General features: G+C 45.7%; 22 protein-coding genes. 21 read left to right on the top strand and 1 reads right to left on the bottom strand.

Annotation, left to right across the window (positions count from 1 at the left end; all coding sequences use genetic code 11):
* The 14 genes from NFS31_RS15440 to NFS31_RS15505 form a co-directional block, all read left to right on the top strand.
* Positions 1-304, top strand: a 304-nt coding sequence (locus tag NFS31_RS15440; RefSeq protein WP_251496840.1) for a hypothetical protein, incomplete at its 5' end; no start/stop codon positions are given.
* Positions 305-396: 92 nt separating this feature from the next.
* Complete coding sequence (locus NFS31_RS15445) at positions 397-1,473, top strand: glycosyltransferase (RefSeq protein WP_251496842.1); 1,077 nt, start codon at positions 397-399, stop codon at positions 1,471-1,473.
* Positions 1,470-3,335 (top strand): hypothetical protein, encoded by a 1,866-nt coding sequence (locus tag NFS31_RS15450; protein ID WP_251496845.1) that lies wholly within the window; start codon positions 1,470-1,472, stop codon positions 3,333-3,335. The genes NFS31_RS15445 and NFS31_RS15450 overlap by 4 nt, the downstream gene beginning before the upstream one ends.
* Before the next feature lie 101 nt (positions 3,336-3,436).
* A complete protein-coding gene (locus tag NFS31_RS15455) occupies positions 3,437-4,663 on the top strand; it encodes a nucleotide sugar dehydrogenase (RefSeq protein ID WP_251496848.1) in 1,227 nt (408 codons plus the stop codon).
* Positions 4,664-4,832: 169 nt separating this feature from the next.
* On the top strand, positions 4,833-6,959 hold the full coding sequence (locus tag NFS31_RS15460) for a bi-domain-containing oxidoreductase (RefSeq protein ID WP_251496851.1): 2,127 nt from the start codon (positions 4,833-4,835) through the stop codon (positions 6,957-6,959).
* Positions 6,960-6,962: 3 nt separating this feature from the next.
* Complete coding sequence (locus NFS31_RS15465) at positions 6,963-8,309, top strand: phenylacetate--CoA ligase family protein (RefSeq protein ID WP_251496854.1); 1,347 nt, start codon at positions 6,963-6,965, stop codon at positions 8,307-8,309.
* Positions 8,310-8,323: 14 nt separating this feature from the next.
* Positions 8,324-9,676, top strand: coding sequence for a DUF362 domain-containing protein (locus NFS31_RS15470; protein WP_251496858.1), 1,353 nt, complete (start codon positions 8,324-8,326; stop codon positions 9,674-9,676).
* Between the two features lie 35 nt (positions 9,677-9,711).
* Complete coding sequence (locus NFS31_RS15475; protein WP_251496860.1) at positions 9,712-10,920, top strand: glycosyltransferase; 1,209 nt, start codon at positions 9,712-9,714, stop codon at positions 10,918-10,920.
* Between the two features lie 10 nt (positions 10,921-10,930).
* Positions 10,931-11,893, top strand: coding sequence for a glycosyltransferase family 2 protein (locus tag NFS31_RS15480; protein ID WP_251496862.1), 963 nt, complete (start codon positions 10,931-10,933; stop codon positions 11,891-11,893).
* Positions 11,890-13,095 (top strand): glycosyltransferase, encoded by a 1,206-nt coding sequence (locus NFS31_RS15485; RefSeq protein WP_251496864.1) that lies wholly within the window; start codon positions 11,890-11,892, stop codon positions 13,093-13,095. Before NFS31_RS15480 ends, NFS31_RS15485 begins: the two co-directional genes overlap by 4 nt.
* Positions 13,096-13,144: 49 nt before the next feature.
* Complete coding sequence (locus NFS31_RS15490) at positions 13,145-14,047, top strand: glycosyltransferase family 2 protein (RefSeq protein WP_251496866.1); 903 nt, start codon at positions 13,145-13,147, stop codon at positions 14,045-14,047.
* A 2-nt stretch (positions 14,048-14,049) separates the two neighbouring features.
* Positions 14,050-15,339 (top strand): O-antigen ligase family protein, encoded by a 1,290-nt coding sequence (locus NFS31_RS15495; RefSeq protein ID WP_251496869.1) that lies wholly within the window; start codon positions 14,050-14,052, stop codon positions 15,337-15,339.
* Positions 15,340-15,398: 59 nt separating this feature from the next.
* On the top strand, positions 15,399-16,856 hold the full coding sequence (locus tag NFS31_RS15500) for a flippase (protein ID WP_251496872.1): 1,458 nt from the start codon (positions 15,399-15,401) through the stop codon (positions 16,854-16,856).
* Entirely contained in the window at positions 16,849-17,385 is a 537-nt protein-coding gene (locus NFS31_RS15505; protein ID WP_251496875.1) for an acyltransferase, read from the top strand. The genes NFS31_RS15500 and NFS31_RS15505 overlap by 8 nt, the downstream gene beginning before the upstream one ends.
* Positions 17,386-17,567: 182 nt before the next feature.
* Here NFS31_RS15505 and NFS31_RS15510 read toward each other — a convergent pair whose 3' ends face one another.
* Entirely contained in the window at positions 17,568-18,125 is a 558-nt protein-coding gene (locus NFS31_RS15510; RefSeq protein ID WP_251496878.1) for a Uma2 family endonuclease, read from the bottom strand.
* A 441-nt stretch (positions 18,126-18,566) separates the two neighbouring features.
* Here NFS31_RS15510 and NFS31_RS15515 point away from each other — a divergent pair, with 441 nt between their 5' ends.
* The 7 genes from NFS31_RS15515 to NFS31_RS15545 all read left to right on the top strand — a co-directional run bounded on the left by NFS31_RS15515 (position 18,567) and on the right by NFS31_RS15545 (position 25,326).
* Positions 18,567-19,424 (top strand): Rossmann-like and DUF2520 domain-containing protein, encoded by an 858-nt coding sequence (locus NFS31_RS15515; RefSeq protein ID WP_251496881.1) that lies wholly within the window; start codon positions 18,567-18,569, stop codon positions 19,422-19,424.
* Positions 19,421-20,248: a 3-methyl-2-oxobutanoate hydroxymethyltransferase gene (panB, locus tag NFS31_RS15520; protein ID WP_251496884.1), complete on the top strand. Its 828-nt coding sequence runs from the start codon at positions 19,421-19,423 to the stop codon at positions 20,246-20,248. Before NFS31_RS15515 ends, panB begins: the two co-directional genes overlap by 4 nt.
* 27 nt (positions 20,249-20,275) lie before the next feature.
* Positions 20,276-21,151 carry a pantoate--beta-alanine ligase gene (panC, locus tag NFS31_RS15525; RefSeq protein WP_251496887.1) on the top strand — a complete coding sequence of 292 codons (876 nt, stop codon included), beginning with the start codon at positions 20,276-20,278 and terminating at the stop codon, positions 21,149-21,151.
* A 54-nt stretch (positions 21,152-21,205) separates the two neighbouring features.
* Complete coding sequence (gene panD / locus NFS31_RS15530; RefSeq protein WP_251496889.1) at positions 21,206-21,610, top strand: aspartate 1-decarboxylase; 405 nt, start codon at positions 21,206-21,208, stop codon at positions 21,608-21,610.
* A complete protein-coding gene (gene coaBC / locus NFS31_RS15535; protein WP_251496892.1) occupies positions 21,604-22,920 on the top strand; it encodes a bifunctional phosphopantothenoylcysteine decarboxylase/phosphopantothenate--cysteine ligase CoaBC in 1,317 nt (438 codons plus the stop codon). Before panD ends, coaBC begins: the two co-directional genes overlap by 7 nt.
* Entirely contained in the window at positions 22,904-23,686 is a 783-nt protein-coding gene (locus NFS31_RS15540) for a type III pantothenate kinase (protein WP_251496896.1), read from the top strand. The genes coaBC and NFS31_RS15540 overlap by 17 nt, the downstream gene beginning before the upstream one ends.
* A 533-nt stretch (positions 23,687-24,219) precedes the next feature.
* The gene (locus NFS31_RS15545; protein WP_251496898.1) at positions 24,220-25,326 is read left to right on the top strand and encodes a VanW family protein; all 1,107 of its coding nucleotides are present in this window, start codon (positions 24,220-24,222) and stop codon (positions 25,324-25,326) included.
* Positions 25,327-25,526: the final 200 nt, after the last annotated feature.

The raw sequence follows: 25,526 nt of genomic DNA on the forward strand, positions 1-25,526 counted from the left end.
GGGGGAGAGCGCCTCGGCCTTTTTCCATCTCGCGCCCGGATTTTCGTGGGAGATGCGGGACGGGGGATGGAGGATCGCGGGAGACGCGCGGGCGAATGCAAAGGACATAGAGGCGCAGGTAACGGTAAAGACGGGAAAGGACGGGGAACCTGCGGATGTGATCATCCACCAAAGCGGGGATATCTGCGCCTATGCGCCGGAGTTTGGAAAGCGGATGAAAAAGCAGGTGATGGAAGTGCGGTTTAAGGTGCGCAGTGGAATCGGGGGATGCAGCGTAAGATTTATATTTCAAAAATTGAAATAAAAATTTCTGCCCCACAAATATTAATCATTGAATTAATGTAACTGCTGGAGAATTGAAAGCGTTACAGAAGCTAGAGAAACGAGGTGACAGCCATGCGGAATGGGGTTATTTTAATTCCGGCGTTAAATCCTCCGGCATCCTTAACAGACTATGTGCAGGGATTAATCCGGCAGGGATTTGAGGCAGTTATTATCATAGACGACGGCAGCGGGCCGGAATATCAGGCCATATTTGAAAAAATAGGGAAATGGAAGGAATGCAGGATTTTAAAGCATGCTGTAAACATGGGAAAAGGCCGGGCGTTAAAAAACGGGTTTAACCACTATCTGAATACATGCGGGAATTATAAAGGAGTTATCACTGTGGATTCAGACGGTCAGCACCTGATTGAAAATGTAATTGAAATGGACAAGGCCCTGAAAGGATCCGGGGGGGGGTTAAAGCTGATTCTTGGGAGTCGGGATTTTGGAAAGGCCGGTATACCGTTCAGGAGCCGTTTTGGAAATAAGCTGACCAGCAAAATGTTTCGCTGGCTGTATGGTATGAAGATTGCAGATACCCAGACGGGGCTTCGTAGCTTTACAAATGATGTGCTGCACTATTTTGTAACGCTTCCGGGAGAACGCTTTGAATATGAGACAAATATGCTGCTTGAAGCAAAGCGGCGGGGAATTGTGGTTGAAGAGGTTCCGATCGAAACTGTGTATAACAATCAAAATAAAGGAAGCCACTTCCACCCGGTCAGGGATTCTGTCCGTATTTACGTTCTGCTGCTAAAGGAATTTGTACGGTTTGTAATGGTATCGCTCAGTTCCTTTGCAGCAGATATAGCATTATTCCATATGTTCGGGGCGGTGTTATCGGGAAATTCACTGAGTGTTCAGATATATGGCGCAACGATTGGCGCCCGTATGATCTCGTCATTGTATAACTGTATGTTAAACCGCTGCGTGGTATTCAAGAGCCATGCGCCGGTTAAGCAGGCGGTTGTGAAATATTATGCGCTGTGCGCGGCACAGATGCTGTGTTCGGCTGGAATTGTATTTGCCATATGCAGAAGACGGCCTGTTTCCCGGCTGCTTGTAAAAGCCTGTGCGGATACGGCCCTGTTTTTTCTGAGTTACCGGATTCAGCGGGATTATGTGTATAGGGAGGATGCAGTGCGATGAAGACACTGTTTGTATTTTTTTATATCATCCTGCTCAGCGCCTTCCTGGCTGTTTTTTTTAAAAGAAAGATGGAGGAAACAGCGGCTGTATCTGTTTTTGTGACGATTGCTGTTTTGTACGCCGCCGGGTTAGTAAGCGGGAATCTTTTGTGGGGCGTCTATGTGTGCCTGGGCCTGGAAGGGGCCTGCGCCTTCTATCTGACAGGAAAATGGTTTCGGGCGCAAGAGGAAGTGAGAGCATATTGTTTTACACCGGGGCTAATGATTTATTTTGCCCTGTTTGCCTGGATTTGGTGGATCAACCGTTACCGTCTGTTTTCAAGTTGGGATGAGTTTTCGCATTGGGGCCTGGTAGTTAAAAATATGGATTATTTTAATGCATTTGGGAATTGCCCGGGATCTACGGTCTTGTGTAAAGGATATCCTCCTGGAATGGCATTATGGGAATATTTTATAGGAAAACTATATGGGGGCTTTTTTGAGGGGCATGTTTATCAGGCGAGGGGATGGCTATTAGCTGTTCTGTTTTTACCGATAGCAAAAAGCTTTACCTGGAGACAATGTATATATGCCGGCATGTCAGTTATTTTTATTCTGATGTGCCCTTTTATATTTAATGAATCCTATCTTACCACGCTGTATGTGGATGCAGTGCTTGGCATTTTGTTTGGATATATTTTAAGCGTTGGTTTTCTGGAAAAAGAAAGGAATTGTTTTTTTATTTTAAATGTCTCTCTGGCTCTTTACGTTCTATGTTTGACTAAAGCATCCGGCGTGTTTCTTGCTGCTGTGGCTGCTGCAGTGATACTGGCGGATGATTGGATTGAAAAGAACAGGGAATTTAGAAAATCTATTTTAATTTGGACGGGTCTGTGCGGTGGAATTGCGATTGGAAAATTTTCATGGGCGTTTTATTTAAAGGCCAGTGCTACACAAGAGGCTTGGAATACGAGCCATGTAACTATTCCTAATATCATAAAGCTGGTAAATGGGGAAGGCGCAGAGTATCAATATACGGTGATAAATAATTTTATTAATGCTTTAACAGGAGAAACAATCAGTGGCTATATTATAAGATTGAATTATATAGTTTGGGCTACGATAATGATAATCACTATGTTGCTGCTTGGAAAAAAGCTGGAGAATAGAATGAAACGCAAGTTGCTGATTTATGGATGTACAAGCATGGCAGGGCTGTTTTTATATACAACAGGTTTACTGTTTTTATATATTTTCACCTATTCTGAATATGAAGCGGTTCATCTGGCATCTTTCCAGAGGTATATTTCGACATATTTTATTGGTGTTGCTCTTTTTCTGGCCTCTGTATTCTGGGGATGCATACAGCCTTTGTACAAATATAATAAGGTTTTTCATGTTGGGCTTGCGTGCTGTGTATTGGCCTTGTTTGTGCCCGCCTGGGCGGTGTTTGGAGTGACAATTTTAAATCGTACGCATGTAAAAAGTACGATTGGACAGAGAGGGGCATATGGAGAGATTTATCGTTACCTTAGGGGTATGGATTATAAAGATGATAAGATTCATTTTATCGCACAGGAAACGAATGGTTTTGAGAGGAGGATATTCGGTTATATTGTGACTCCAGTTTCACTAGGAAACTTGGGAATGAGCATGGGAAAACCATATTATGATGGAGATATCTGGACGATCGATTATTCGTTGGAAGAGTGGAAAAGGGCTTTAGATGAGCAGGATTATACATATGTTTATCTATTTAAGATTGATGATGTATTTCGGGAGAGATATGGTGGAGCATTCTATTCGCAGGATGAGATAAGGCAAGGGGGCTTTTATAGGATTAAGAAGAAAGGGGAAGACCTGTACTTGGAGCTTATTCCCTGACTTTACCTGTAAAAGTGATTTTATTCCTGGCATGTAACAGAAAGCCAGACAGAATATTTACATGGATAGTAAGCTGATAATGAAATATACAGGAGAATGATATGATTAATGTAGTAGGTTTGGGCTATATCGGACTGCCGACAGCCCTGATGCTGGCGGCGCACGGCGTGGAAGTGACAGGGACGGATTATAACCGGCAACTGGTGGAAACGCTGAACCGGGGAAAAACAACCTTTAAGGAAGATGGGCTGGATGAACTGTTTGAAAAGGCGGTGAAAAGCGGGATCCGTTTTTCAGAAGAATATATCCGTACAGATATGTACATTATCTCTGTCCCCACCCCATATGACAAGGCGAGCAAAAAGATCGACGCCTCCTATGTGACAGCGGCGGTGAAAAACGTGCTGGAGATTTGCCTAAAAGGCGCGACGCTGGTGATCGAATCCACGGTATCGCCGGGCACGATCGATCGCTTTGTGCGCCCGGCCATTGAGGAAAGGGGCCTGGCAGTGGGGAAGGATATCCATCTCGCCCATGCGCCGGAGCGGATTATCCCGGGAAATATGGCGTATGAGTTAAAGCACAATTCACGAACCATCGGCGCGGACGAGCGGGAGGTTGGGGAGCGGGTGAAGCGGCTGTACGCATCCTTCTGCGAGGGGGAGATCGTGGTAACGGATATCCGCACCGCGGAGATGACGAAGGTGGTGGAGAACACGTTCCGGGATATCAACATCGCCTTTGCGAATGAGCTGGCGAAGATCTGCCGCTCGGACAGCATGGATGTGTATGAGATCATCCGCATCGCGAACATGCACCCCAGGGTGAATATCCTGTCCCCGGGGCCCGGGGTCGGCGGGCACTGTATCTCCGTGGACCCGTGGTTCCTGGTAGGCGATTATCCGGGGCTGGCGAACATCATCCTGGCGGCGAGGAAAATCAATGACGGGATGCCGGAATTCGTGCTGGGGCGGATTTATGAGATCATGAAAAAGGAAGGGATCACGGACGTTTCCCGCGTGGGGCTTTACGGGCTGACGTATAAGGAAGACGTGGACGACATGCGCGAAAGCCCGACGCTGCAGATGCTGGAATGTATGGAACGGCACCTGGCGGGCGGGAGAGTGAAAGTGTATGACCCGTATATTGAGGCGGAGGTTGCGGCGAACCAATACCATGGGCTGGACGCATTTCTGGAGAATGTGGATCTGGTGGTGGTGATGGTAGGGCATGAGGAGATACAGAAGAACGAAGAGCGGCTCAGAGAAAAAGTTGTGCTTGATACAAGGAATATATACAAAAAAGGCGGAAATATTTACCATCTGTAATGTTCCGCGCCGTCAGTCACGGGGGTCATCAATAACAGATGACCTGTAAAAAGGGCGTAACCGTTCTGACAGCCTGGACGGTTACAAAGGGACAGATGAAGGCAGTTCAGGCAGAAAGGGTTTAATTGCAATGCTGCAGCCGACGCAGTAAACAGGAGGAAGGACAGACATGAAGCAGTTGTTTTTAATGGTAAAGGACGGGAGCATCCAGCTTCTGGATACGCCTGCGCCCACAGTAAAGGATTCCACGGTGATTGTGGAAACACTCTACAGCGTCGTCAGCGCGGGGACGGAGAGAAGCCTGACATCGTTTGGAGGCAAGAATCTGCTCCAGAAGGCCATGGAGCGCCCGGATCAGGTGAGAAAAGTGACCGAGAAGCTTTCCACGGACGGGATTGTCACCACCCTGGAATCAGCGTTTAACCGCCTGTCAGAGCCCATGCCCATGGGCTACAGCGGCGTGGGCCGGGTGGTAGAATGCGGGCGCGGGGTGACGGATGTAAAAAAAGGCGACCGGGTGGCCATGGTGGGACAGGCATACCACAGCGAGGTCAACCGCGTGGGACGGAACCTCATCGCGCCCATTCCGGAGGAGGCGGGCGACTGCCGGGAATACGCCTTCGCCGCGTTGGCCGGCATTGCTCTTGAAGGGATCCATCAGGCGGAGGTGACGCCCGGGGAGACGGCAGCCGTGATTGGCATGGGGCTTCTGGGGCATATCACGGCCCGGATTCTGGACGCCTACGGCTGCGATGTGATCGGATACGACATTGCGGACAAGACGCTGCCCGGGACGCGTCTGAAAGCCTTTATCCGCTCGGACGACGACAGTGCGGCGGAAATGACCCGCTCCTGCACCGGCGGGCGGGGGGCGGACCGCGTGATTATCACAGCCGCCGCGGACAGCAATGCGCCGGTGGATCTGGCGGCGGCCATTGCCCGGGACCGGGGTGTGATCTGTATGATCGGCGTGACACAGATGAACCTGGACCGCCGCCCCTTTTATGAGAGGGAGCTTACGTTTAAGATCGCCCGCTCCTACGGCCCCGGGCGCTATGATCCTTCATATGAGGAAAACGGGGTGGATTACCCCCTGGGCTATGTAAGGTTTACCGAGGGGAGGAATGTGGAGGAATTCGTCCGCCTCGTGTCAGGGGGAAGGCTGGTTCTGTCGGATTTGATCACCCACGTGTTTGCCTTTGAGAAGGCGGGGGAAGCTTATGAGCTGATCACCGCAAACAAAAAGAAGGAGCCGTATATCGGCGTATTACTGCAGTATGGGGAAAACCGGAAAAAATGGGAGCCGGAGGTATGTTCAGGGAGTGGGGCCGGAAAAATACGCAGGAACAAAGGCGCCAGCGGTTCACGGATTTCCATCGGGCTCATCGGGGCGGGCAGTTTTGTGAGGAGTACCATGCTCCCGGCTATGAAAGCCATGGACCGGTTTACCTTCCGGGGCCTGGCGACGACAGGCGGCGTCAGCGCGGCGCAGACGAACGAAATGTTCCATTTTGCGTATATGACAAATGACTACAGAAGGCTTCTGGGGGATGAGGACATTGACCTGATTATCGTCTCCACCCGCCATAACAGTCATGCGCGGTTTGTGACAGAGGCTTTAAGGGCAGGGAAGCATGTGTACTGTGAAAAGCCGTTGTGCCTGACGCTGAAGGAGCTGGAGGAAATCAAGTCGGCTTACAGGGAATCGGAGGGCGAGCTGTTCTGCGGGCTGAACCGGAGGCATGCGCCCATGGTTCATCGGATAAAGGACGAGTTAAAGACCCGGGAAATCCCGGCGGTGTATGAATATCTCGCGAACGCAGGCTATATCCCGGGACAGCACTGGACGCAGGATGAGGCGCAGGGAGGCGGCAGGATCATCGGGGAGGCATGCCACTTCGTGGATGTGATACAGTATCTGGACGGAAGTAAGCTGGCGGATCTGAAGGTGACGTATGCGTCAAACCCGGCTTATCCGAACAGGGACAATGCGTGTATTACCCTGCGATTCGAGTCAGGGGCGATTGGAAATATCATCTATACCTCCATGGGCTCAAAGAAATATCCGAAGGAGCAGCTCCGGGTGTTTTCTGGCGGGATGGTGATGGAGCTGGATAATTATTTACGGCTTACGCGGTATGGGGCAAATAAGACGGGGAAGACGGAAATGAGGCAGGATAAGGGGTTTGCGGCGGAGTATGGGTATATGTGGGATGTGATAAAACAACAGAAAAGCCATGATATTGAGCCGGTATTTCATTGCCATGAATTATTGATTCAGGAGAGCGGAGGTTGATTTATGATGGATCAAATGGATGTGTATAATCATTTGCCGCTGTATTTACAGAATATGGTCTGTTCTCTTGAGGGGAGAAGGATTCAAAGAAAGCGGTACAGCAAAGAATTTCACATATTTCTGAGTGATTACAGAAACAGAAATGAATGGAGCTATGATCAACTATGCGAGTATCGCGATGAACGCCTGAGAAGGATGGTAAAGCATTGCTATGAGTCAGTGGAATACTATAATAAAATTTTTAATGAAAGCGGAGTGCACTATAAAAACATAAAGAGGTTGGATGATTTAAAAAAGATTCCCATATTGGACAAGGAGACGGTTCTCCAGAATTATGAACAGTTCATAGCAAAAAACATATCACGGAGACAGATGGTAACTGCCCATACAAGCGGAACAACAGGAAGCGGTTTTGTTTTTTACACATTAGAAAACGCGTTAAGGAAGCAATGGGCTGTATGGTGGCGTTACCGGATGAATCTGGGGATAACATTAGATTCATACTGCGCTTTCTTCGGGGGAAGAAGCGTTGTCCCAGTAAAACAGAAGAAAGCGCCGTTCAGTCGTATAAATATGCCATGTAAACAGGAATATTTCAGCACGTATCATATAAGTGATAGAAACATAGAGTGGTATGTGCAGGAATTAAACCGCAAACAATACCCCTGGATTCATGGATATCCGTCCGCCATAAGCCTGATAGCTGACTACATTTTAGAGAAGGGACGGAAACTTGATTATCAGGTTCGCTTTGTCACAACAGGGGCAGAGAACCTTTTACAACCTCAGAAAGAAAAGATCCGGCGGGCATTTGGCGTGTATCCGTATAACCATTACGGGATGAGCGAGGGAGTGGCCAATTTTTCGGAGAATTTATCAAAGCAGATGAAGGTGGATGAAGACTTTGCCGCTGTGGAGTTTTGCCGAATTCCTGATACAGGGGAAACGGAGGTGGTGGGAACTTCGCTGAATAATTTTGCAATGCCGCTGTTGCGCTACAGGACAAAAGACATTGCCACATGTATGGAGACAAAAGAGGGAAGAATAATCAAATCTATAGATGGGAGGAAAGAAGACTATATACAGCTAAAGGATGGGCGTAAAATTGGGAGGTTGGATCATATTTTTAAGGATATGGTTCATGTAAAAGAAGCTCAGATATATCAGAAGAACAACAATGAAATAGATATCAGAATAATAAAAGGAAAAGGATACAGAGAGGAGGATGAGAGGAAGTTGATGAAAGAAGCATCGCTGCGCATGGCAGATGTAAGGTTACGTATCGTATATGTAGACAAAATTGCCAGAAGTGAGGGAGGAAAGCTTCGGTTTGTGATTTCAGATATCTGATAACGGAGGATACCATGGACAACAAAGTTTATATATACCATACGGATGCAGATTATGAAAGTATCAAAAAAAACAGAAAACAAATAGGTGATTTTTTGCTGTCAGGGCTGAAAAGTTTGATAAAGCCTGGGGATAAAGTTATATTAAAGCCGAATTTTGTCAAAGAATCACATATGAAGAAAAAGGAAGACTGGGAGTATATTATTACGCATACGGAAGTAATCCGGATGGTTTTAGAATATGTAGACAAATTGCTTTGCGGAAAAGGAGAAATTAATATTGTTGATGCACCTCAAACGGATTCTGACTATGAAAAGATTGTAGCTCGGGTTGGATTGAAGGAATTGGTAGAGGAAATTCGCAAACAGACATCGGTACATATAAGGTATTTTGATTTGCGGGAAGAGCGCTGGTACTATAGAGAGGGAATTATAACAGCTAAGAAAAAATTAGCAGGAGATCCTTTGGGATACATTCAGGTAAATCTAAAAGAAGATAGTGAGTTTTATGGAAAGAAAAATAAAGCATATTATGGCGCTGATTATGATATGACAGAGACAGCAAGATATCATAATGAAAATGATAATATATATGTTATGTCAAAAACTATTTTAGATTGTGATGTGTTTATTAATTTGCCTAAACTGAAAACCCATAAGTTAGGTGGAATGACCTGCTGCTTAAAAAATCTGGTTGGAACCTGTGTTATCAAAAATTCCATCCCACATCATACAGTGGGTTCTCCGGAAGACGGAGGGGATAAATATCCAAGGAGAAGTAAAAAAGGACAAACAGAGAGTCGGCTTAAAGGTATGGCATTAATGGTTTTAAAAAATAAAAATCCGCTCATTAATTATCCGTTTATTATAATTAAGAAGATGGCAGGACTGTTTCTGGGGAGCCCCAATCAGCAGGTGATTAGAAACGGAATGTGGTATGGAAACGATACGATATGGCGTTCATGCCTTGATTTAAATAAAATTTTACTTTATGCAGACGTGAATGGAAACATGCATGAACATCCTCAAAGGAAGTATTTCGCAGTAGTTGACGGAATTCTTGCCGGTGAAAAAAATGGGCCGATGGAGCCGGATATAAAGCAGGCGGGAATATTGATTGGAGGATTTAATCCTGTAACGATTGACACCGCTGCAGCTACATTAATGGGATTTAACTATAAAAAGATTCCAACAATTATGAATGCATATAAGATAAAAAAGTATCCTGTTTCCGCATGTGACGCGGATAAAATTATATTGGAGAGTAATGATAAAAAATGGTGCGGAAGCATAGAGAATATATCATATGAAAGGAGTCTCCAATTTGAACCTCATTTTGGATGGAAAGGACATATAGAAAATGTATGACATTATTACCAAGAGATGCTTTAGGGAGCAGAAGTATGAATAAAAAAACAGTGTTGGTAGTCTGCGACGGACATCTCCTTAAAACAAACGACGAAAAGATATGGGCGCCGGGTATATTGGATTACCATTTTTTTTCCAGATATCTAGCGGTTTTTAAAAAGGTGTATGTCGCGATCAGGATTTCCGAAACGGCACTAAAGGAACACAGCGGATATCCAAATTTATGCAGCGGAGCCGGAGTTGATTTTGTTAAAATTCCGGATTTCACAGGAGCAAGAGAGTATATAAAAAAATTTGATAAAGTTAATAAATTGATTTTAAATAAAGACGTTGAGTTTGACTGTGCTATAATTAGGATGCCAAGTCCAATTGCTTTTCAATATGCAATTGCCATAAGGAAAAGAAAAAAGCCATATGCACTTGAAGTAGTTGTAGATCCATGGGATGCATTTAACAGTAAGATAAATAAGAGCCTTGGGGGTTTTGTTTGGAAAATAACGTTTACGATGCTTCTCAAATACAATTGTAAAAAAGCAAATGGCGTGTCTTATGTTACTCGTTCAGCGCTGCAGAACAGATATCCATGCAGGGCAATTCTAAGAGGAGAGACAAAAAAATATTTTACCGGAAGCTATTCTTCTGCCAATATATCAAAAGAATTCTTTGGAGAATCTGATATGTTTAGGATAAAAGAGAGTTATACGTTTATTCACGTAGCTAATAACATCAATAATTATGTGAAGGGGCACAGAGATGCGATTAAGATCGTAAAGCTATTGCAAAATAAAGGAATAGATTGCAATATCCGATTCATAGGAGATGGGGAATTGGTAAAAGAATTTAAAAGGTATGCAATCGAACAGGGGATAAGCGATAAAGTAAAATTCTTAGGTAAAATATCAGACAGAACCATTCTTATAAATGAATTGAGAAACAGCGATTTGTTTATATTTCCATCATATGGAGAAGGATTGCCAAGAGTGTTACTTGAAGCAATGGCGGCGGGCCTGCCATGTGTATCTACAAATGTAAACGGAATTCCGGAATTACTTGAATCGGATCAAATGGTTTCTCCGGGAGATATTGAGGGAATGGCTAAAAAGATTGCCTGTTTGTTACAAGATCCGAAGCGGATGAATGAATTAATTGTGTCAGGAATTCAGAAGGCAAGAGAATATACGGAAGAAAAACTTCAGATTCAAAGAAATATTTTTTATGAAAAACTGGCAAATGTAGATGTATGAGAGGAGAAGTATGGAACAGCCTTTAATCAGTATAATTGTTCCTGTTTATAATGCTGAAAATTATTTGGAAGACTGTGTGGAATCATTACTTCAACAGAGTTATAAAAATATAGAGTTTATATTAGTAGATGACGGGAGTACAGATACAAGCGCAGAGATTTGTGACATTTATTCCAGAAAGGATACAAGAGTTACAGTTATACATAAAGAGAACGAAGGTCAGGCAGAGGCAAGAAATATCGGTGTTCAGTATTCACATGGAGAATTTATTGGTTTTGCAGATGATGATGATACATTGGAACCGGAGATGTTTGAAATATTATATAAAAATATGATGGAATATAATGCTGATATTTCAGTCTGCTGTCGTTTATATGTAGAGAAAGAGCGATCATTTAAACGAAATACATTTTCGAGTGGGTTAATAGACGGGCATACATTTGTAACTAATGTTTTAAGAGGGGAAGGGGCATCAGGCGCTGTATGGGATAAATTGTTTAAGAGAGAAATTCTGGAAAAGTACAGGTTTCCAAAAGGGGAACAATTTGAAGATTATTGGGTTGTTCTTCGGGCAATGTGTGAATACAGAAAGATATACTTTGACGAAAGAGCATTATATAAATGGATTATAAGAGAAAATTCTCAGAGCCATAAATTGACATTGAGACAGATTGATTCCTACTATAGGATTGCCGAAGCTTTAATAGAGTATTTCATTCAATATAATATGCCAGAACAAATTATTCAGGCATCACAGTATAATTTGTTTCGGGTCTGTAATGGAATGATAGGAAAGATATTACGTGTCAATGCACTTGAAACCAGTTTGTTAAAAAAATATGTGAGCCTTGGGTATGATGCATATAAAAAAATACCGCAGAATTATCCAATGCCAGCGAAACAAAAAATCAGGGGAATGATTATATGTGTTTTGTATAAGTGCTTCAGAATACATAAAGGTAAACATTTATGAAAAAGATTTTATGGATTGCACAGGTAGTTACATATGACGGAGTTGCCCACGCCGGAGGTCAAAATTTTAATTTTTATTTAAAAAAATTAAATGAAAATCCGGATATAACGATCCGGACAGTTGGGTTTGCTGAAAGAAATGATCTGTCAAGACTGACATATGATAAATATCATATTGAAAACAAAGTTTTTTGTGAAGAGTCAGAAGTAGGAAAGCTTAAGGGGAAATGTGATTCGATTTTTTCAAAATTCCTTATATTTAACCGATATGCCGGAATAGTTAAAGGTTATAAAATAAATAAAATAAAATCATATCTCAGGGAAATACGTAAAATGGGATATGCACCAGATTGTATCATTCTCCATTGGACACAAATATTGTTAATGGAATATCATGTCAAGAAAATATTCCCTGAATCAAAGGTAGTCGCAATTGAAGAAGATGTAACATTTTTAGGATTAAAGAGAAGAGCAGGGCAGGAAAAAAATATATTAAAGAAAATTTACTATTATTTGGGTTACTTTTGCTTAAAGTATCGAGAGATCAGTTCGATTAATGATATTGACTTTGTATTTACGACGAATAGGAAGGATTTGGAATTGTTAAGACAGAAAGGGATAAGGACATCTGCTTATGCATTAACCCCTTTTTTTCATAATATGATTGATTTGTGCCGCAGTAAAAGAATTGATAATCATAATATTATTTATTTTGGCGCGATGTCCCGGGAACAAAATTACTTAAGCGCTATATGGTTTATAAAGAATGTGATGCCGTTTTTGGATAAGAAATATCATTTTTTTGTGATAGGAAATAACCCTGTGCCATTGCTGAAGAGCTACGAGTCAGAACGAATACATATTGTAGGATATGTCGATGATATTAGGCCGTATTTTAAAGAGTCTTTTTGTTTTGTAGCTCCCATTATATTGGGAGCAGGAATAAAAATTAAGGTTTTAGAGGCTCTTTCATCAGGGATTCCAGTGCTGACAAATGAGATTGGAATTGAAGGCATCAATGCAAAAGCCGGGAAGGATTATATTTATTGCAAAGAACCGAAAGATTATATGGAAGCTATAGAAAAATTAGAAAATAATCCCCGATTATTTACTGAACTGAGTTCAAACGCGAAACGTTTTGTTGAAAAAGAACTGGACTATGAAATGTCTTTTAAAATGTTTGAAAAATATTTATTGCAATGAAGGATTTATAATATAGGCTTATTGCGTTGAAAAGAGGTTTAAATATGATATGAAAAATAAAAAAATAGCAATCATACTAGTGAATTACTGTAATTACCTTCTGACAGCAGAGTGTATTGAAAGCATAAGAAAGTCATTCTATACGAATTACCTTATTATCGTTATTGATAATGCTTCTCCGGACAGCTCAGGTGAACAACTAAAGGATATAGATGGCATTCATTTCATACAGGCAGATCAGAACCAGGGATTTGCATATGGAAATAATCTTGGAATTCAATATGCAATAGAAAAAATGGCGGAATATATACTTCTATTAAATAATGATACAATTGTTGATAAACGGATGATTGGCGAGCTTTTGTCTAATGCGGATGAAAATACAGTTACAGCTCCTAAAATTTATTATATGAATGGAGAGAAAACAGCTCCGACTTTATGGTACGCAGGGGGAGATCTTGATTTTAAAAGTTTAAAAGGAAGGCACAGGGGTCTGGGGCAGGCGGACAGGGGGAATTTTGATCAGGCTAATAGTGTTACATATGCTCCAGGATGCTGCTTATTAATCAATCGAAATATATTTGATAAAGTTGGACTTTTGGACGAAGATTATTTTATGTATTGTGAAGATACAGATTTTTCCTATCGGTTATTAAACAATAATATTAAAATACAGTATATTCCAAGCGCTGTCCTCTGGCATAAAGTCAGCGCATCCACCGGGAGGGAAATGTCTCCGCTTATTACCTATTATGTTTTCCGAAACAGAATACTTTTTGCACAGAAGAACTTAAATAAGATATATATTTTTTGGGCATATTATATTAATTTTATTGAGATTCTAAAGGCATGGCTGGGAAGAAGGCCATCGACATATAAAAAGTATGGTTTCTGGGGTATAATAGATGCATTTAAACAAGATTTTGGAAAAAGCAGAAGAAGGTTGATTTAAACATGCAAGATAGAAGAAACCGGTATTTGGTGAAAGTAAATTCAATATTTTACAGATTTTCGGCATGCGCCGTTGTTTTGCTGGCTTATCATTTGTTTTATTTGGTTCATTTTCCGGATTTGCTGAGAGGCTTTGGAAATGCGAAATATGGCCTGCCTCTTGTTGTTAATCTTTATTCAATTTTATTAGTATTGCCCTTTGTTACTACATATAGAAAAAAGTATCAATGGGTGTTAAGATATTTGATGATATTATTTGTCTGCTTATTTGTTTATACAATCATAGATTTAAAGAGATATCCTCTTCAATCATTTATTGACATCAGATTTACAGTTTCAATGTTTTTTGCGCCCATATCAGCCGTATTGTTTATCGGGTCCTTTGAAGACAATATTTATAAAACGTTGAATTTTATAAATGTTGTGACATTTATCTGGAACTGTATAATTATAATTCAGTGTTTATGCTATCGTCTTGGAGCGCCGTTTCTTTTCGCTTTTGATGATTATTTTGTTTCTGGTATGTCCATACGCAATAATTCCGTACAATTGTCATTAGGCTTGTTTGGAAATTTATTTGTCGTATATAATTTATCGTTGCTGTTTTCAGCACCAAAGCGAAAATTTTGGAATTTAATATATGTTATAGTTGGTGTAACTGCATTGCTATTTGTACAACAGACAAAAGGATATATTTTAACGATATTGGCATGTCTGATGGTGATTGTTTATGGCAGTATAAGAAATAAAAAAATTCGTATAATCAGTTGTTTTCTAATCATTTGGATAGCGCTTTTTGTCATAGGTACAGATTTAGTTTACATATTTGCCAGACAGTTGTTTGGAAGTGAATACAGACAGACTAAAAGTTATTTAAACAGAGTTTACGAATTAAACTATTATATGAATTGTTTTAAAGAACATCCTATTTTAGGAAACGGCTTTGCTGAGTTAGAATATTATGAGTATGTTGTCCGTGGAAAGGAAGGTATTGCAGATTATACGGATGTAGGTTTTATTGGATTATTGGGAAGATGCGGGCTTTTTTCAATTGTTTTTTATTTAATACCATTATTGAGGATAATATATATATCCATTAAAAAAAGAAAGGCTGTAAGCCACGCAATGTCATTAATACTGTGCTCATTTAGTGTGTATTTAATAGTTACATCCGGGACACTTATTATTACGGATCAGGGGAGGAATATGCTTTTTGGATTTATGATAGCATTTTTTGAATTTGTATATGCTAATGGAGATATAAGATTAGAAGATCATAAAAAACAAAAATAAATTGAAGTAACCGTTCATAGATTATCTGAGCTGTTACAATTGAAAATGGTGAATGTATCATGCAGAATAAATCTTTGCATACAAATATTTTTCTTAATATAGTAAAACAATTATGTATATTGATTTTTCCATTAGTTACAGTGCCGTATGCCTCCAGAACGCTATTACAGGAAAAGTATGGGATGATTAGTTTTGGAAGTTCAATAGTCAGTTATTTTTCTTTAATTGCTTCACTTGGTATTTCGACATATGCGATCAGGGAAGGATGCGCGATTCGGGAGAATAAGAAGGAATTTAATAATTTTGCATGCCAGATTTTTACGATAAATATATTATCTACTTCTATATCATATATACTGTTTTTCGTGACAATAATGTGGAATGTGAAGTTATTTAATATGAGATCTCTTTTATTTATTCAGGGATTATCAATATTGTTTACTACCATTGGCACTGACTGGGTGAATACAGTTTATGAAGAGTTTTTGTATATTACTCTGAGATTTGTGATATTTCAGTGCATTGCAGTGTTATTAATGCTTGTTTTTGTTAAGGAGCCAGAAGATTATCTTATATACGCGTATATTAATTTATTTGCTACAGCAGGGCCTAATGTATTAAACATGCTATATTGTAAAAAGTTTGTACATATAAAGCTGGTAAAGGTAAGGAAAATAAAGGATCATATAGCGCCGGTTTTGGTTTTATTTGCTAATACAATTGCAACTACAATTTATATCAATTCTGATATTACAATCCTTGGGTTCGTTCAAGATAATAGTGCGGTGGGAATATATAGCCTTGTCGGAAAAATATATACCATGGCGAAGCAATTAGTCAGTGCTTTTATTGTAGCAATTACACCGAGATTGGCATCCTACATAGGAAACCAGGATCTAAAAAAATATACAGAATTATTAAGTATTGGCTTTGAGTATCTTATAACATTGCTTGTGCCAATTGCTTTAGGAATAGCGATATTGAGCAGGAAGCTTATAATAATTATCGGGGGAGAGGCATATGTAAAAGGCAGTACAGCGCTTGTAATGTTGAGTATTGCAATGCTTTTTGCAATACCGGCATTTTTTATATCAAGTTCAATGCTCATTTTAATGAGGAAAGAGAGGTTGTTTCTATATGTTACGATTGCCGGGGCAGTTATAAATATTAGCGCGAATTTTTTTGCTATTCCAAATTATTCATATAATGGCGCTGCATTTACTACGTTACTGGCCGAGGCAGTTGTTTTATTTATGACACTCATATTTACAAAGGGCACGGTCAGACTAAGATGCTCAAAACGCAGCATAATCAGCGTAATGGTTGCGGGATTTATAATGGGAATTTGCTGTCAGATTGTGCTATATTGGAATAAAAGTCTATATAGTTCCGTTATAATGTCAGTATGTGTTGGAGTGCTGGCTTATGTAGTAATTCTTTGGTTATTTAAAAATAGAGTGCTATTAGATTTAGTGGGGAAAAACGATTTTAAGAAAGGAAAAAGCGTAGATGTTTAAAAGAATATTGGTATGGATATATAAAATATTATCCGGGGGGGGGTATATTTTACGCGATATATTTATAAATGGGATTGCTGGAAGCTATGTTTGTCCCCGATTTGTTAGAACAGTTGTTTATAGAGGATTTGGGAATCGAATAAAGACGTACCAAATTTCGCCGAAATGTTTTTTGGGTGGTTCTAACTTGTCAGTTGGAGAAAGCACTTTTATAAATTATGGAAATTTTTTTGATTTAACAGCAGGAATCATTATTGGGTCGAATGTACGGATTGGCCCTAAATCTATTTTTATAACAGGGAGTCATGAGATAGGGGATTCAATAAAAAGAGCTGGAGAAAGGAAAAAAGCATCAATTATAATAGAGGATGGGTGCTGGATTGGAGCTGGCGTAATAGTGCTTCCAGGTGTAAAAATAAAACATGGGAGTGTAGTGGCAGCCGGAGCAGTTGTAACTGAAGATTGTGAGGCTGATACATTGTATGGGGGTATACCTGCAAAGATACTCAGAAGATTGGGAGAAGAATAAAACGTTTTTTATTCATCAAAAGCGAGAGCAGGTAGGCATCAAAAGGGATACGGCGGTATGTTATACTAAATTTCAGAGTAAGCAAAAAGCTCTGTTTACTACGCCTTTCCGGCTGCCTCGAAATTTCTGTTTGCTGATATTTTTCGCGCCTCCCGGACCCGTCCGGAAGGCTTAGCAGCAGACTACAGCTTAAGCTCTGTAAAGTCAATCCACATATCATCATAGATGCCAGGCTTTATTTTGTCCCGGAAGGTGTAGGGCTTGGCCTTGAATTTTTCTTTTTCCAGAACATACACATACACCGATTGATCTATCGGATTCACGATCCAGTATTCTTTTACTCCGGCGTTCATGTAAAGGTTCAGCTTGTAAACATAGTCATGGCTGGAGTTTGCCGGAGAAACGATTTCTATTATCCAGTCCGGCGCTCCTGTGCAGCCCCTGTCAGTCAGTTTGTCTAAATCGCAGATCACGCTGATATCCGGTTCCACCACGGTCTTAGAGTTATCTTCAAAAAGCTTAACAGCAAACGGAGCCGGGTAGACTTTGCAGTCTCCTCTCTTCTCGTCAATATAATAGGCAATTTTTTTAAATATAAAGCCAAGTATTTCCTGGTGCATTCTGCTGGGAGCTGACATATAATAGATTTGGCCGTTTATCAATTCGGCTCTGATATTCTCCGGCAGGCTGTAATAATCATCTTCCGTGTACGTACTTGCGTAAGCTGGCGCATCAGACATTAATCATGCTCCTTTCTGGCGATAAATCAGCAATCATTTTGCAGAGTAACTTACTTAAGGCTTTCGGTCCTCCATCCGTTTAGCAAGGACACCCTCTGTTAGTACGAAGCATATTACAAATAAGTTCACTTGTCAAGTGCCTGAGAAAGCTGATGGAAGCGTTTTTCTGTCGGATATCAAAACTTCCCCTGGCGGCCCCTCCCGCTCCCTCGCTTTTTCCCGCTCCCCCTTCACACCCCCCTTCCGCAAGATTTCCCCATTGCCATCCCCCCGCCTCCTGTGGTATAATAACCCCCGGATAGTATTCCTCAGGAAACTATACCAGGACAAACCAAAAACTTGTTAGCAGATCCATTCGATTTCCGCAAGGGTCTCCGGTGAAACTTATATCGCTTATGAGTAGGATTTCATGAGGGCGTCGCCTGGAAGGAGGGTGACAGGATGAGGATCGGATTTGTAGGTGCAGGGAAAGTTGGCTTTACTCTGGGAAAGTACATGTCGGAACGCAACGTGTGTGTATCCGGATTCTACAGCAGAAGTATGGAGTCGGCCAGACAGGCATCCATTTTTACGCATACAAGGTATTACGAGACGCTTAAAGAGATAACGCAGTCGAGTGACGCCTTATTTCTGACGGTCCCGGACGGGGCCATCGGGGAGGTATGGGATTCTTTAAAGCGGTATTCACTGACAGGCAAGTTGATTTGTCACTGCAGCGGCGCGATGACATCCGCCGTATTTTCTGAGATCGGCCAGACGGGAGCGTTTGGTTATTCTATCCATCCTTTGTTTGCAGTCAGCAGCAGGCTGCAATCGTATCAGGAGCTTTCCAAAGCATATTTCACAATTGAAGGGCCGGAGAAGTATCTTGCGTTCTGGCGGGATTTTCTGGAAGGGCTGGGCAATCCGGTGCGGATTTTAAAGCCGGAACAGAAGATTCTCTACCACTGCGCGGCTGTCTTTGCCAGCAATCTGGCGGCCGGGCTCTATGAGATGGGGGTCCGTCTTCTTATGGAGTGCGGGTTTGACAGGGAGAGCGGCGAACAGGCGCTCGGCCCTTTGTTTACCGGAAACTGCCTGTCCGTGGCGCAGAAAGGGCCGCTAAAGGCCCTGACAGGGCCGGTGGAACGGGCGGATCTGGGCACAATCGAAAAGCATCTGGGCGCGCTTTGTGGGCCTGAGCGGGATTTGTACCGGGGTTTATCCGGCGTTCTGGTTGAAATAGCGAAACGGAAGCATCCGCAGCGGGATTATGAACCGTTATCACGATTATTAGAGGAAGAATGGAGAAGAGAATGAAACACACAGTCGCTACATTTAAAAAAGCTAAAACAGAGGGCAGGAAGCTCTCCATGCTGACCGCTTATGATTATTCGACCGCGAGGCTGATGGACGAGGCGGGGATTCACGGGATTCTGGTGGGGGATTCGCTGGGAAATGTGATCCTTGGCTATGGGGACACGGTTTCGGTGACCATGGAGGACATGATCCATCACGGCGCGGCCGTATCGAGAGGGGTAAAAAACGCGCTTCTGGTAGTGGATATGCCGTTTCTGTCGTACCAGACGTCGGCGTATGACGCGGTGGTGAATGCGGGAAGGCTGATGAAGGAGGGGCGCGCCCATGCGGTAAAGCTGGAGGGCGGCCGGGAGATGGTTCCCCAGATACGGGCGATTGTCCAGGCAGGGATCCCGGTCATGGGCCATCTGGGACTGACGCCGCAGGCGATCCATGCGCTGGGCGGCTATAAGGTGCAGGGAAAGGACGAGGCGGCGGCCAGAAAGCTTTTGGAGGACGCAAAGGCGCTGGATGAGGCCGGCGTGTTTGCCATTGTCCTGGAGTGCGTGCCGTCCGCCCTGGCCGGCCTTATCACAGAGGCCGTGTCGGTTCCCACGATTGGGATCGGGGCCGGGGCCGGCTGCGACGGCCAGATTCTGGTGTATCAGGATATGCTGGGCATGTTTTCGGACTTTACCCCCAAATTTGTCAGGCGTTACGGCGAGGTGGGGGAGGCCATGAAGGCCGCCTTTGCATCCTACATAGAGGACGTGGGCCAGGGAACCTTTCCGGGGCCGGAGCATGGCTACCAGATAGCGGATGAAGTGATTGAGAAATTGTATTGATGATCCGGGAAAGGGCAGGGACAGGACATGAAGGAAGGAAAGACAAAAGCTTTTATTATAGAAGAAACCGTAAAAGGCGCGCGCGCGCAGGCCGCGGTCTGGAGAAAGGAGGGGCTTCGCGTGGGGCTGGTTCCCACCATGGGATACCTGCATGAGGGCCACAAAAGCCTCATCGACCGGTCGGTCAGGGAGAATGACCGGACGGTGGTGAGTGTGTTTGTAAATCCCATCCAGTTTGGCCCCGCAGAGGATCTGGAGAGTTATCCGAGAGATCTGGAGGCGGACTGCGCGCTCTGCCGGGAAGCCGGCGCGGCGATGGTCTTTGCGCCAAAGGCGTCGGAGATGTACGCGGAGGATTTTTCCACCTATGTGGATATGCAGGACGTGTCAGCAGAGCTGTGCGGAAAGAGCCGCCCCACGCATTTTAAGGGCGTGTGTACCGTGGTGAGCAAGCTGTTTCATATTGTGGCCCCGGATCGCGCGTATTTTGGTGAAAAAGACGCCCAGCAGCTCGCGGTGATCCGCCGGATGGTCCGGGATTTAAATATGGATCTGGAGATCGTGGGCTGCCCGATCGTGCGCGAGGCGGACGGCCTGGCCAAATCGTCGCGCAATACGTATCTGTCAGAGGAGGAGAGGAAGGCCGCCCTGTCGCTGAGCCGGGCCGTCGCGGCCGGAAAGGCTATGGCAGAGGGCGGCGAGCAGGACGGGGAGAAGATCCTGGAGGCGATGCGCGGGATCCTTTCAGCAGAGCCCCTGGCGCGGATCGACTATGTGGAAATGGTCAAATGGGACAGCATTGCGGTTCATCACCGCCTGGACTGCCCGGTACTCGCGGCGGTTGCCGTATTTATCGGGAAGACAAGGCTGATTGACAATTTCATATGGGAGCCGGCGTTGTAAACGGAGCGGTTATTGACGCGCACAGGCGCTGGGAGAAGGACAGGAGCGATTGAAATGAATATTACAATGTTGAAAGGAAAGATTCACAGGGCTACGGTGTCAGAGGCCAGGCTGGATTATGTGGGCAGCATTACCGTAGATGAAGCCCTGATGGAGGCGGCAGAGATCCGGGAGTATGAGCAGGTGCAGATTGTGGATATTGACAATGGGCAGCGCTTTGAGACGTATGTGATTGCAGGGGAGAAGGGCAGCGGCCTGATCTGCTTAAACGGCGCGGCGGCCCGCATGGTTCAGGTGGGGGATAAGATTATCATCATGTCCTATGCGGGGATGACGCCGGCAGAGGCGGACAGCCACGCGCCGAAGGTGGTATTTGTGGACGGGGAAAACCGTATAGCGCGGGTGACTTCGTATGAGAAGCACGGCCGCCTGGCTGATATGGAGGGGACGGCATGCTGAGCGGGAAAACGGTTGTTCTGGGAGTGACGGGCAGCATTGCGGCCTATAAGATCGCGGGCCTGGCCAGCCGTCTGGTGAAGCTGCGCGCGGATGTGCATGTCATTATGACGGAGAACGCCCTGAATTTTATCCATCCCACCACATTTGAGAGCCTGACCGGCAACAAATGCCTGGTGGATACATTTGACCGCAATTTCCAGTTCCATATCGCGCACGTATCCCTGGCGCAGAGGGCCGATGTGCTGCTCGTGGCCCCGGCCTCGGCAAACAGCATCGCCAAGCTGGCCTGGGGGCTGGCGGACGACATGCTGAGCACCACGGCGCTGGCCATGAGCGGGCCGGTGCTCGTGGCCCCGGCCATGAATGTGCGTATGTACAATCAGCCGGTGGTTCAGGATAATCTGGCGCGCCTTCGGGAGTACGGGAAGATTATTATCCCCCCGGAGAGCGGCTATCTGGCCTGCGGCGATGTGGGGACCGGAAAGCTGGCGTCCGAGGATGTGCTGCTCAGCTATATTTTGAGAGAGATCGCATGCAAAAAGGATCTGTCCGGGATGCGCGTGCTTGTGACAGCAGGGCCCACGAGGGAGCCGCTTGACCCGGTGCGCTTTATCACGAACCATTCGACCGGGAAGATGGGCTACGCCATTGCCAGGCGGGCCATGCTCCGCGGGGCGGACGTTACGCTCGTCACCGGGCCGGTAAGCCTTGCGCCGCCGCCCTTTGTGCGCGTGGTTTCCGTGAACCGCGCGGAGGAGATGTTTGAGGCCGTGCGGGAGCGCTTTGAGGACCAGGATCTGATCATCAAGGCCGCGGCGGTGGCGGACTATGCCCCGCTTGCGATCCGGGACGAGAAGATCAAAAAGCAGGGCGGCGCGATGACGCTGGAGCTTGGCCGCACCCGCGATATCCTGGCCTGGCTCGGGGAGCGGGTAAAGCCCGGGCAGGCGCTGTGCGGCTTTTCCATGGAAACGGAAGCATTGCTGGAGCATTCCAGGGAAAAGCTCATAAAAAAGAGGGCGGATCTCATAGCCGCCAACTGCCTGCGGGAAGAGGGGGCGGGGTTCGGCACAGATACGAACCATCTGGTGCTGATTGGCCGCGACAGCGTGACGGATCTGCCCCTGCTTTCAAAGGACGGCGCGGCGGACCGCCTGCTGGATGAGCTGCGGGCGATCTGGGAGCAAAAAAACGGCGCGGGCGGCAGCGGAACCGACTTCTCCTGTCCGGGCGTCCGCAGAAGCGGCGCTTTTCCCAAAGAGGGACAGGACGCCGGGAAGGAGGAAAACGCCGATGATCTTTGCGGTTGATATCGGAAACTCGAATCTGGTGATCGGGCTTATGGATGAGGAGAAGAAGATTTCCTTCCAGGGGCGGATCCGCACGGATCGCAGGTGTACAAAGGAGGAGTTCATGGTGGCGGTCCGGACGCTTCTGGATATCTACCATGTCCGTGCAGAGGGGGCGGACGGCGTGATCATTTCCTCTGTGGTCCCGGATTTAACGGATCTGGTGCGGGAGGGCATGGCCATGCTGACCGGGGTGAAGCCCCTGGTGGTAGGCCAGGGCATCAAGACTGGGATCCGCATCGCCACGGATCACCCGGCCAGCCTCGGCTCGGATCTGGTGGTGGACGCCGTGGCGGCGGCTGAGGAATACCCGGGGCCGGCGGCGGTCTTTGACCTGGGCACAGCCACGACCTGCTCGGTGATTGATAGGAAGCGCGCTTACTTAGGGACGCTGATCATGCCGGGCATCGGTATTTCCCAGGAGGCGCTGTCCGAGCGGGCGGCCCAGCTCCCCCATATCCGCTTTGAGCGGCCGAAGCACCTGATCGGGAAAAATACCGTTGAGAGCATGCAGAGCGGGCTGGTGTACGGAAATGCGGCCATGATCGACGGCCTGATTGAGCGGATCGAGGAAGAGCTTCATGAGAAGGTGACTGCCATCGCGACCGGCGGCGCGGCAAAGCGGATCGTCCCGCACTGCCGCCGGGAGATTGTCTGTGATCCGGATCTGCTGCTCAAGGGGCTGTGGTATCTGTACTATAAGAACCGCGGGAATGGAGGCGGTTAAGGGGGGATCAGGAAAACACGGGGGCGGCTGATGCGCCGGATGCGTATGCCCGCCTTATCTGAACTGCTGCTGAAACTGTAGGTTACTGTCCACGCCCCAGCCATTGATTCAGGTTGTCTGAACCAATGTCAGTTAATTAAGCGAAATGAACGGTTGCAGGGCGTTGTCTGTCGTGAGAGGGCCGCCAAAGTCCGATTCCAAACCCAACGGAACCCCGCTCCCGCTCGGAGAAAAGCGCAGCGGACGCTAAGCTCGAAAAGACCTCGCTAAGCGCCCGCTGCGCTTTTCTCCGAGCGGGAGCGGGGTTCCGTTGGATACAGGAGCTGGCCACGGCGGCCTCCCCACGATAAACAACATCCCGCAATCGTCCGCTTAACTAACTGACATTGTTGTCTGAACCGTTACAACAACTGTAATAAAATCGTAATAAAAAGTTCAAAATTACTTGACAGATTTTGCCATACCGAGGTACAATGGGGAACAGATCAGTACCACAAAAGAAATGAATAGAAACATGCAAAGGAATGAATGATATGAACCCCATGCTTTACCACACCCCCATAGCAGCCCGTTTATCCCGTCTTTGCCGCTTTGTTTCCGGGGGCAAAAGGCTTCTGTCCGTGATTGGCGCCGCCTTGCTGCTCAGCTTTGTCTCCCCGTTTGCCAGCGCGGCAGACGAGACGGCGGAAGCATGGCAGGCCGTGTTTGACGCAGAGTATTATTATAACCAGAATCCGGATCTGCAGGCTGCGATCGGAAATGATCCGCAGGCTCTGTTTTCCCATTTCATGTCGAGCGGCATGCGCGAGTGCCGTCCCGGAAATGAAGAATTTGACGTGAGAGCCTATGTGTTCTACAATCCGGATTTGGTGAATCAGTGTAAAACGGATATCGCCGCGTATTACAGGCATTATATGACTGCCGGAAAGGCAGAAGGGCGTATCTGCCAGCCGCAGGGAAACGAAAACGGCCGGATCGGTACATATACGACCAATTATAACAGCGCCATCCCCAGGGCGGTCAACGTATGCCTGGCGGCGCAGAGGATCAACGGCACAGTGCTGCAGCCGGGCGGACAGTTCTCGTTCAGCAATGCCGTGCAGCCGAGGAGGCCGGAAAACGGCTATGTACTGGCTCCGGCAATCGGCGGCCAGGAGTATGGCGGCGGCATCTGCCAGGTATCCTCAACCCTGTATGCGGCGATGTGCCACGCTATGCTCCCGGCGTCGGAACGCCACCCGCATTCTTCCCCGGTGTCCTACCTGCCTGTGGGGCTGGACGCGACGATCTCCGAAGGGCATAAGGATCTCAAATTTGTGAATCCCTATCAGGAACCTCTTCTGATCCAGGCATCAGCGCAGGAGGGAAACCTCACGGTTACGCTGATCAGAGGCGAGGCGGCTATCGCAGAGATTCAGGCAGAGGCGGAAGCACAGGCAGCAGCAGAGGCGGAAGCACAAGCGGCGGCAGAGGCAGCAGCACAGGCGGCGGCAGAGGCGGAAGCACAAGCGGCGGCAGAGGCAGCAGCACAAGCGGCGGCAGAGGCGGAAGCACAAGCGGCGGCAGAGGGAGCAGCACAGGCGGCGGCAGAGACAGGAGATGAGGCACAAACCGGCGGATCGGCGGGCGGGGCTCAGTAGTTTATAGTTTCTAAGCGCCATAAAAGGGATATCTGAAACGAAAATGCCCGGATGTCCCTTTTTTGGGTATTTAGAAAGTACGGTTCTGTTTTAGACCGCGCAGCCTGTTATCAGCAATAAATTTCTTTTTCCAGGTTTTTTCGGCCATTCTACCTTCTTACCTCCCTGCATACAATAAAAAACATGCTTCGCAGATTTTC

Origin of the sequence: Otoolea muris, from assembly GCF_943193115.1 — a bacterium.
Lineage (GTDB): Bacteria > Bacillota > Clostridia > Lachnospirales > Lachnospiraceae > Otoolea > Otoolea muris.

Coding starts and splice junctions, on each gene's coding strand:
- NFS31_RS15445 (WP_251496842.1), top strand. CDS start 397: ATGCGGAATGGGGTTATTTTAATTCCGGCGTTAAATCCTCCGGCATCC.
- NFS31_RS15450 (WP_251496845.1), top strand. CDS start 1,470: ATGAAGACACTGTTTGTATTTTTTTATATCATCCTGCTCAGCGCCTTC.
- NFS31_RS15455 (WP_251496848.1), top strand. CDS start 3,437: ATGATTAATGTAGTAGGTTTGGGCTATATCGGACTGCCGACAGCCCTG.
- NFS31_RS15460 (WP_251496851.1), top strand. CDS start 4,833: ATGAAGCAGTTGTTTTTAATGGTAAAGGACGGGAGCATCCAGCTTCTG.
- NFS31_RS15465 (WP_251496854.1), top strand. CDS start 6,963: ATGATGGATCAAATGGATGTGTATAATCATTTGCCGCTGTATTTACAG.
- NFS31_RS15470 (WP_251496858.1), top strand. CDS start 8,324: ATGGACAACAAAGTTTATATATACCATACGGATGCAGATTATGAAAGT.
- NFS31_RS15475 (WP_251496860.1), top strand. CDS start 9,712: ATGAATAAAAAAACAGTGTTGGTAGTCTGCGACGGACATCTCCTTAAA.
- NFS31_RS15480 (WP_251496862.1), top strand. CDS start 10,931: ATGGAACAGCCTTTAATCAGTATAATTGTTCCTGTTTATAATGCTGAA.
- NFS31_RS15485 (WP_251496864.1), top strand. CDS start 11,890: ATGAAAAAGATTTTATGGATTGCACAGGTAGTTACATATGACGGAGTT.
- NFS31_RS15490 (WP_251496866.1), top strand. CDS start 13,145: ATGAAAAATAAAAAAATAGCAATCATACTAGTGAATTACTGTAATTAC.
- NFS31_RS15495 (WP_251496869.1), top strand. CDS start 14,050: ATGCAAGATAGAAGAAACCGGTATTTGGTGAAAGTAAATTCAATATTT.
- NFS31_RS15500 (WP_251496872.1), top strand. CDS start 15,399: ATGCAGAATAAATCTTTGCATACAAATATTTTTCTTAATATAGTAAAA.
- NFS31_RS15505 (WP_251496875.1), top strand. CDS start 16,849: ATGTTTAAAAGAATATTGGTATGGATATATAAAATATTATCCGGGGGG.
- NFS31_RS15510 (WP_251496878.1), bottom strand. CDS start 18,125: ATGTCTGATGCGCCAGCTTACGCAAGTACGTACACGGAAGATGATTAT.
- NFS31_RS15515 (WP_251496881.1), top strand. CDS start 18,567: ATGAGGATCGGATTTGTAGGTGCAGGGAAAGTTGGCTTTACTCTGGGA.
- panB (WP_251496884.1), top strand. CDS start 19,421: ATGAAACACACAGTCGCTACATTTAAAAAAGCTAAAACAGAGGGCAGG.
- panC (WP_251496887.1), top strand. CDS start 20,276: ATGAAGGAAGGAAAGACAAAAGCTTTTATTATAGAAGAAACCGTAAAA.
- panD (WP_251496889.1), top strand. CDS start 21,206: ATGAATATTACAATGTTGAAAGGAAAGATTCACAGGGCTACGGTGTCA.
- coaBC (WP_251496892.1), top strand. CDS start 21,604: ATGCTGAGCGGGAAAACGGTTGTTCTGGGAGTGACGGGCAGCATTGCG.
- NFS31_RS15540 (WP_251496896.1), top strand. CDS start 22,904: ATGATCTTTGCGGTTGATATCGGAAACTCGAATCTGGTGATCGGGCTT.
- NFS31_RS15545 (WP_251496898.1), top strand. CDS start 24,220: ATGAACCCCATGCTTTACCACACCCCCATAGCAGCCCGTTTATCCCGT.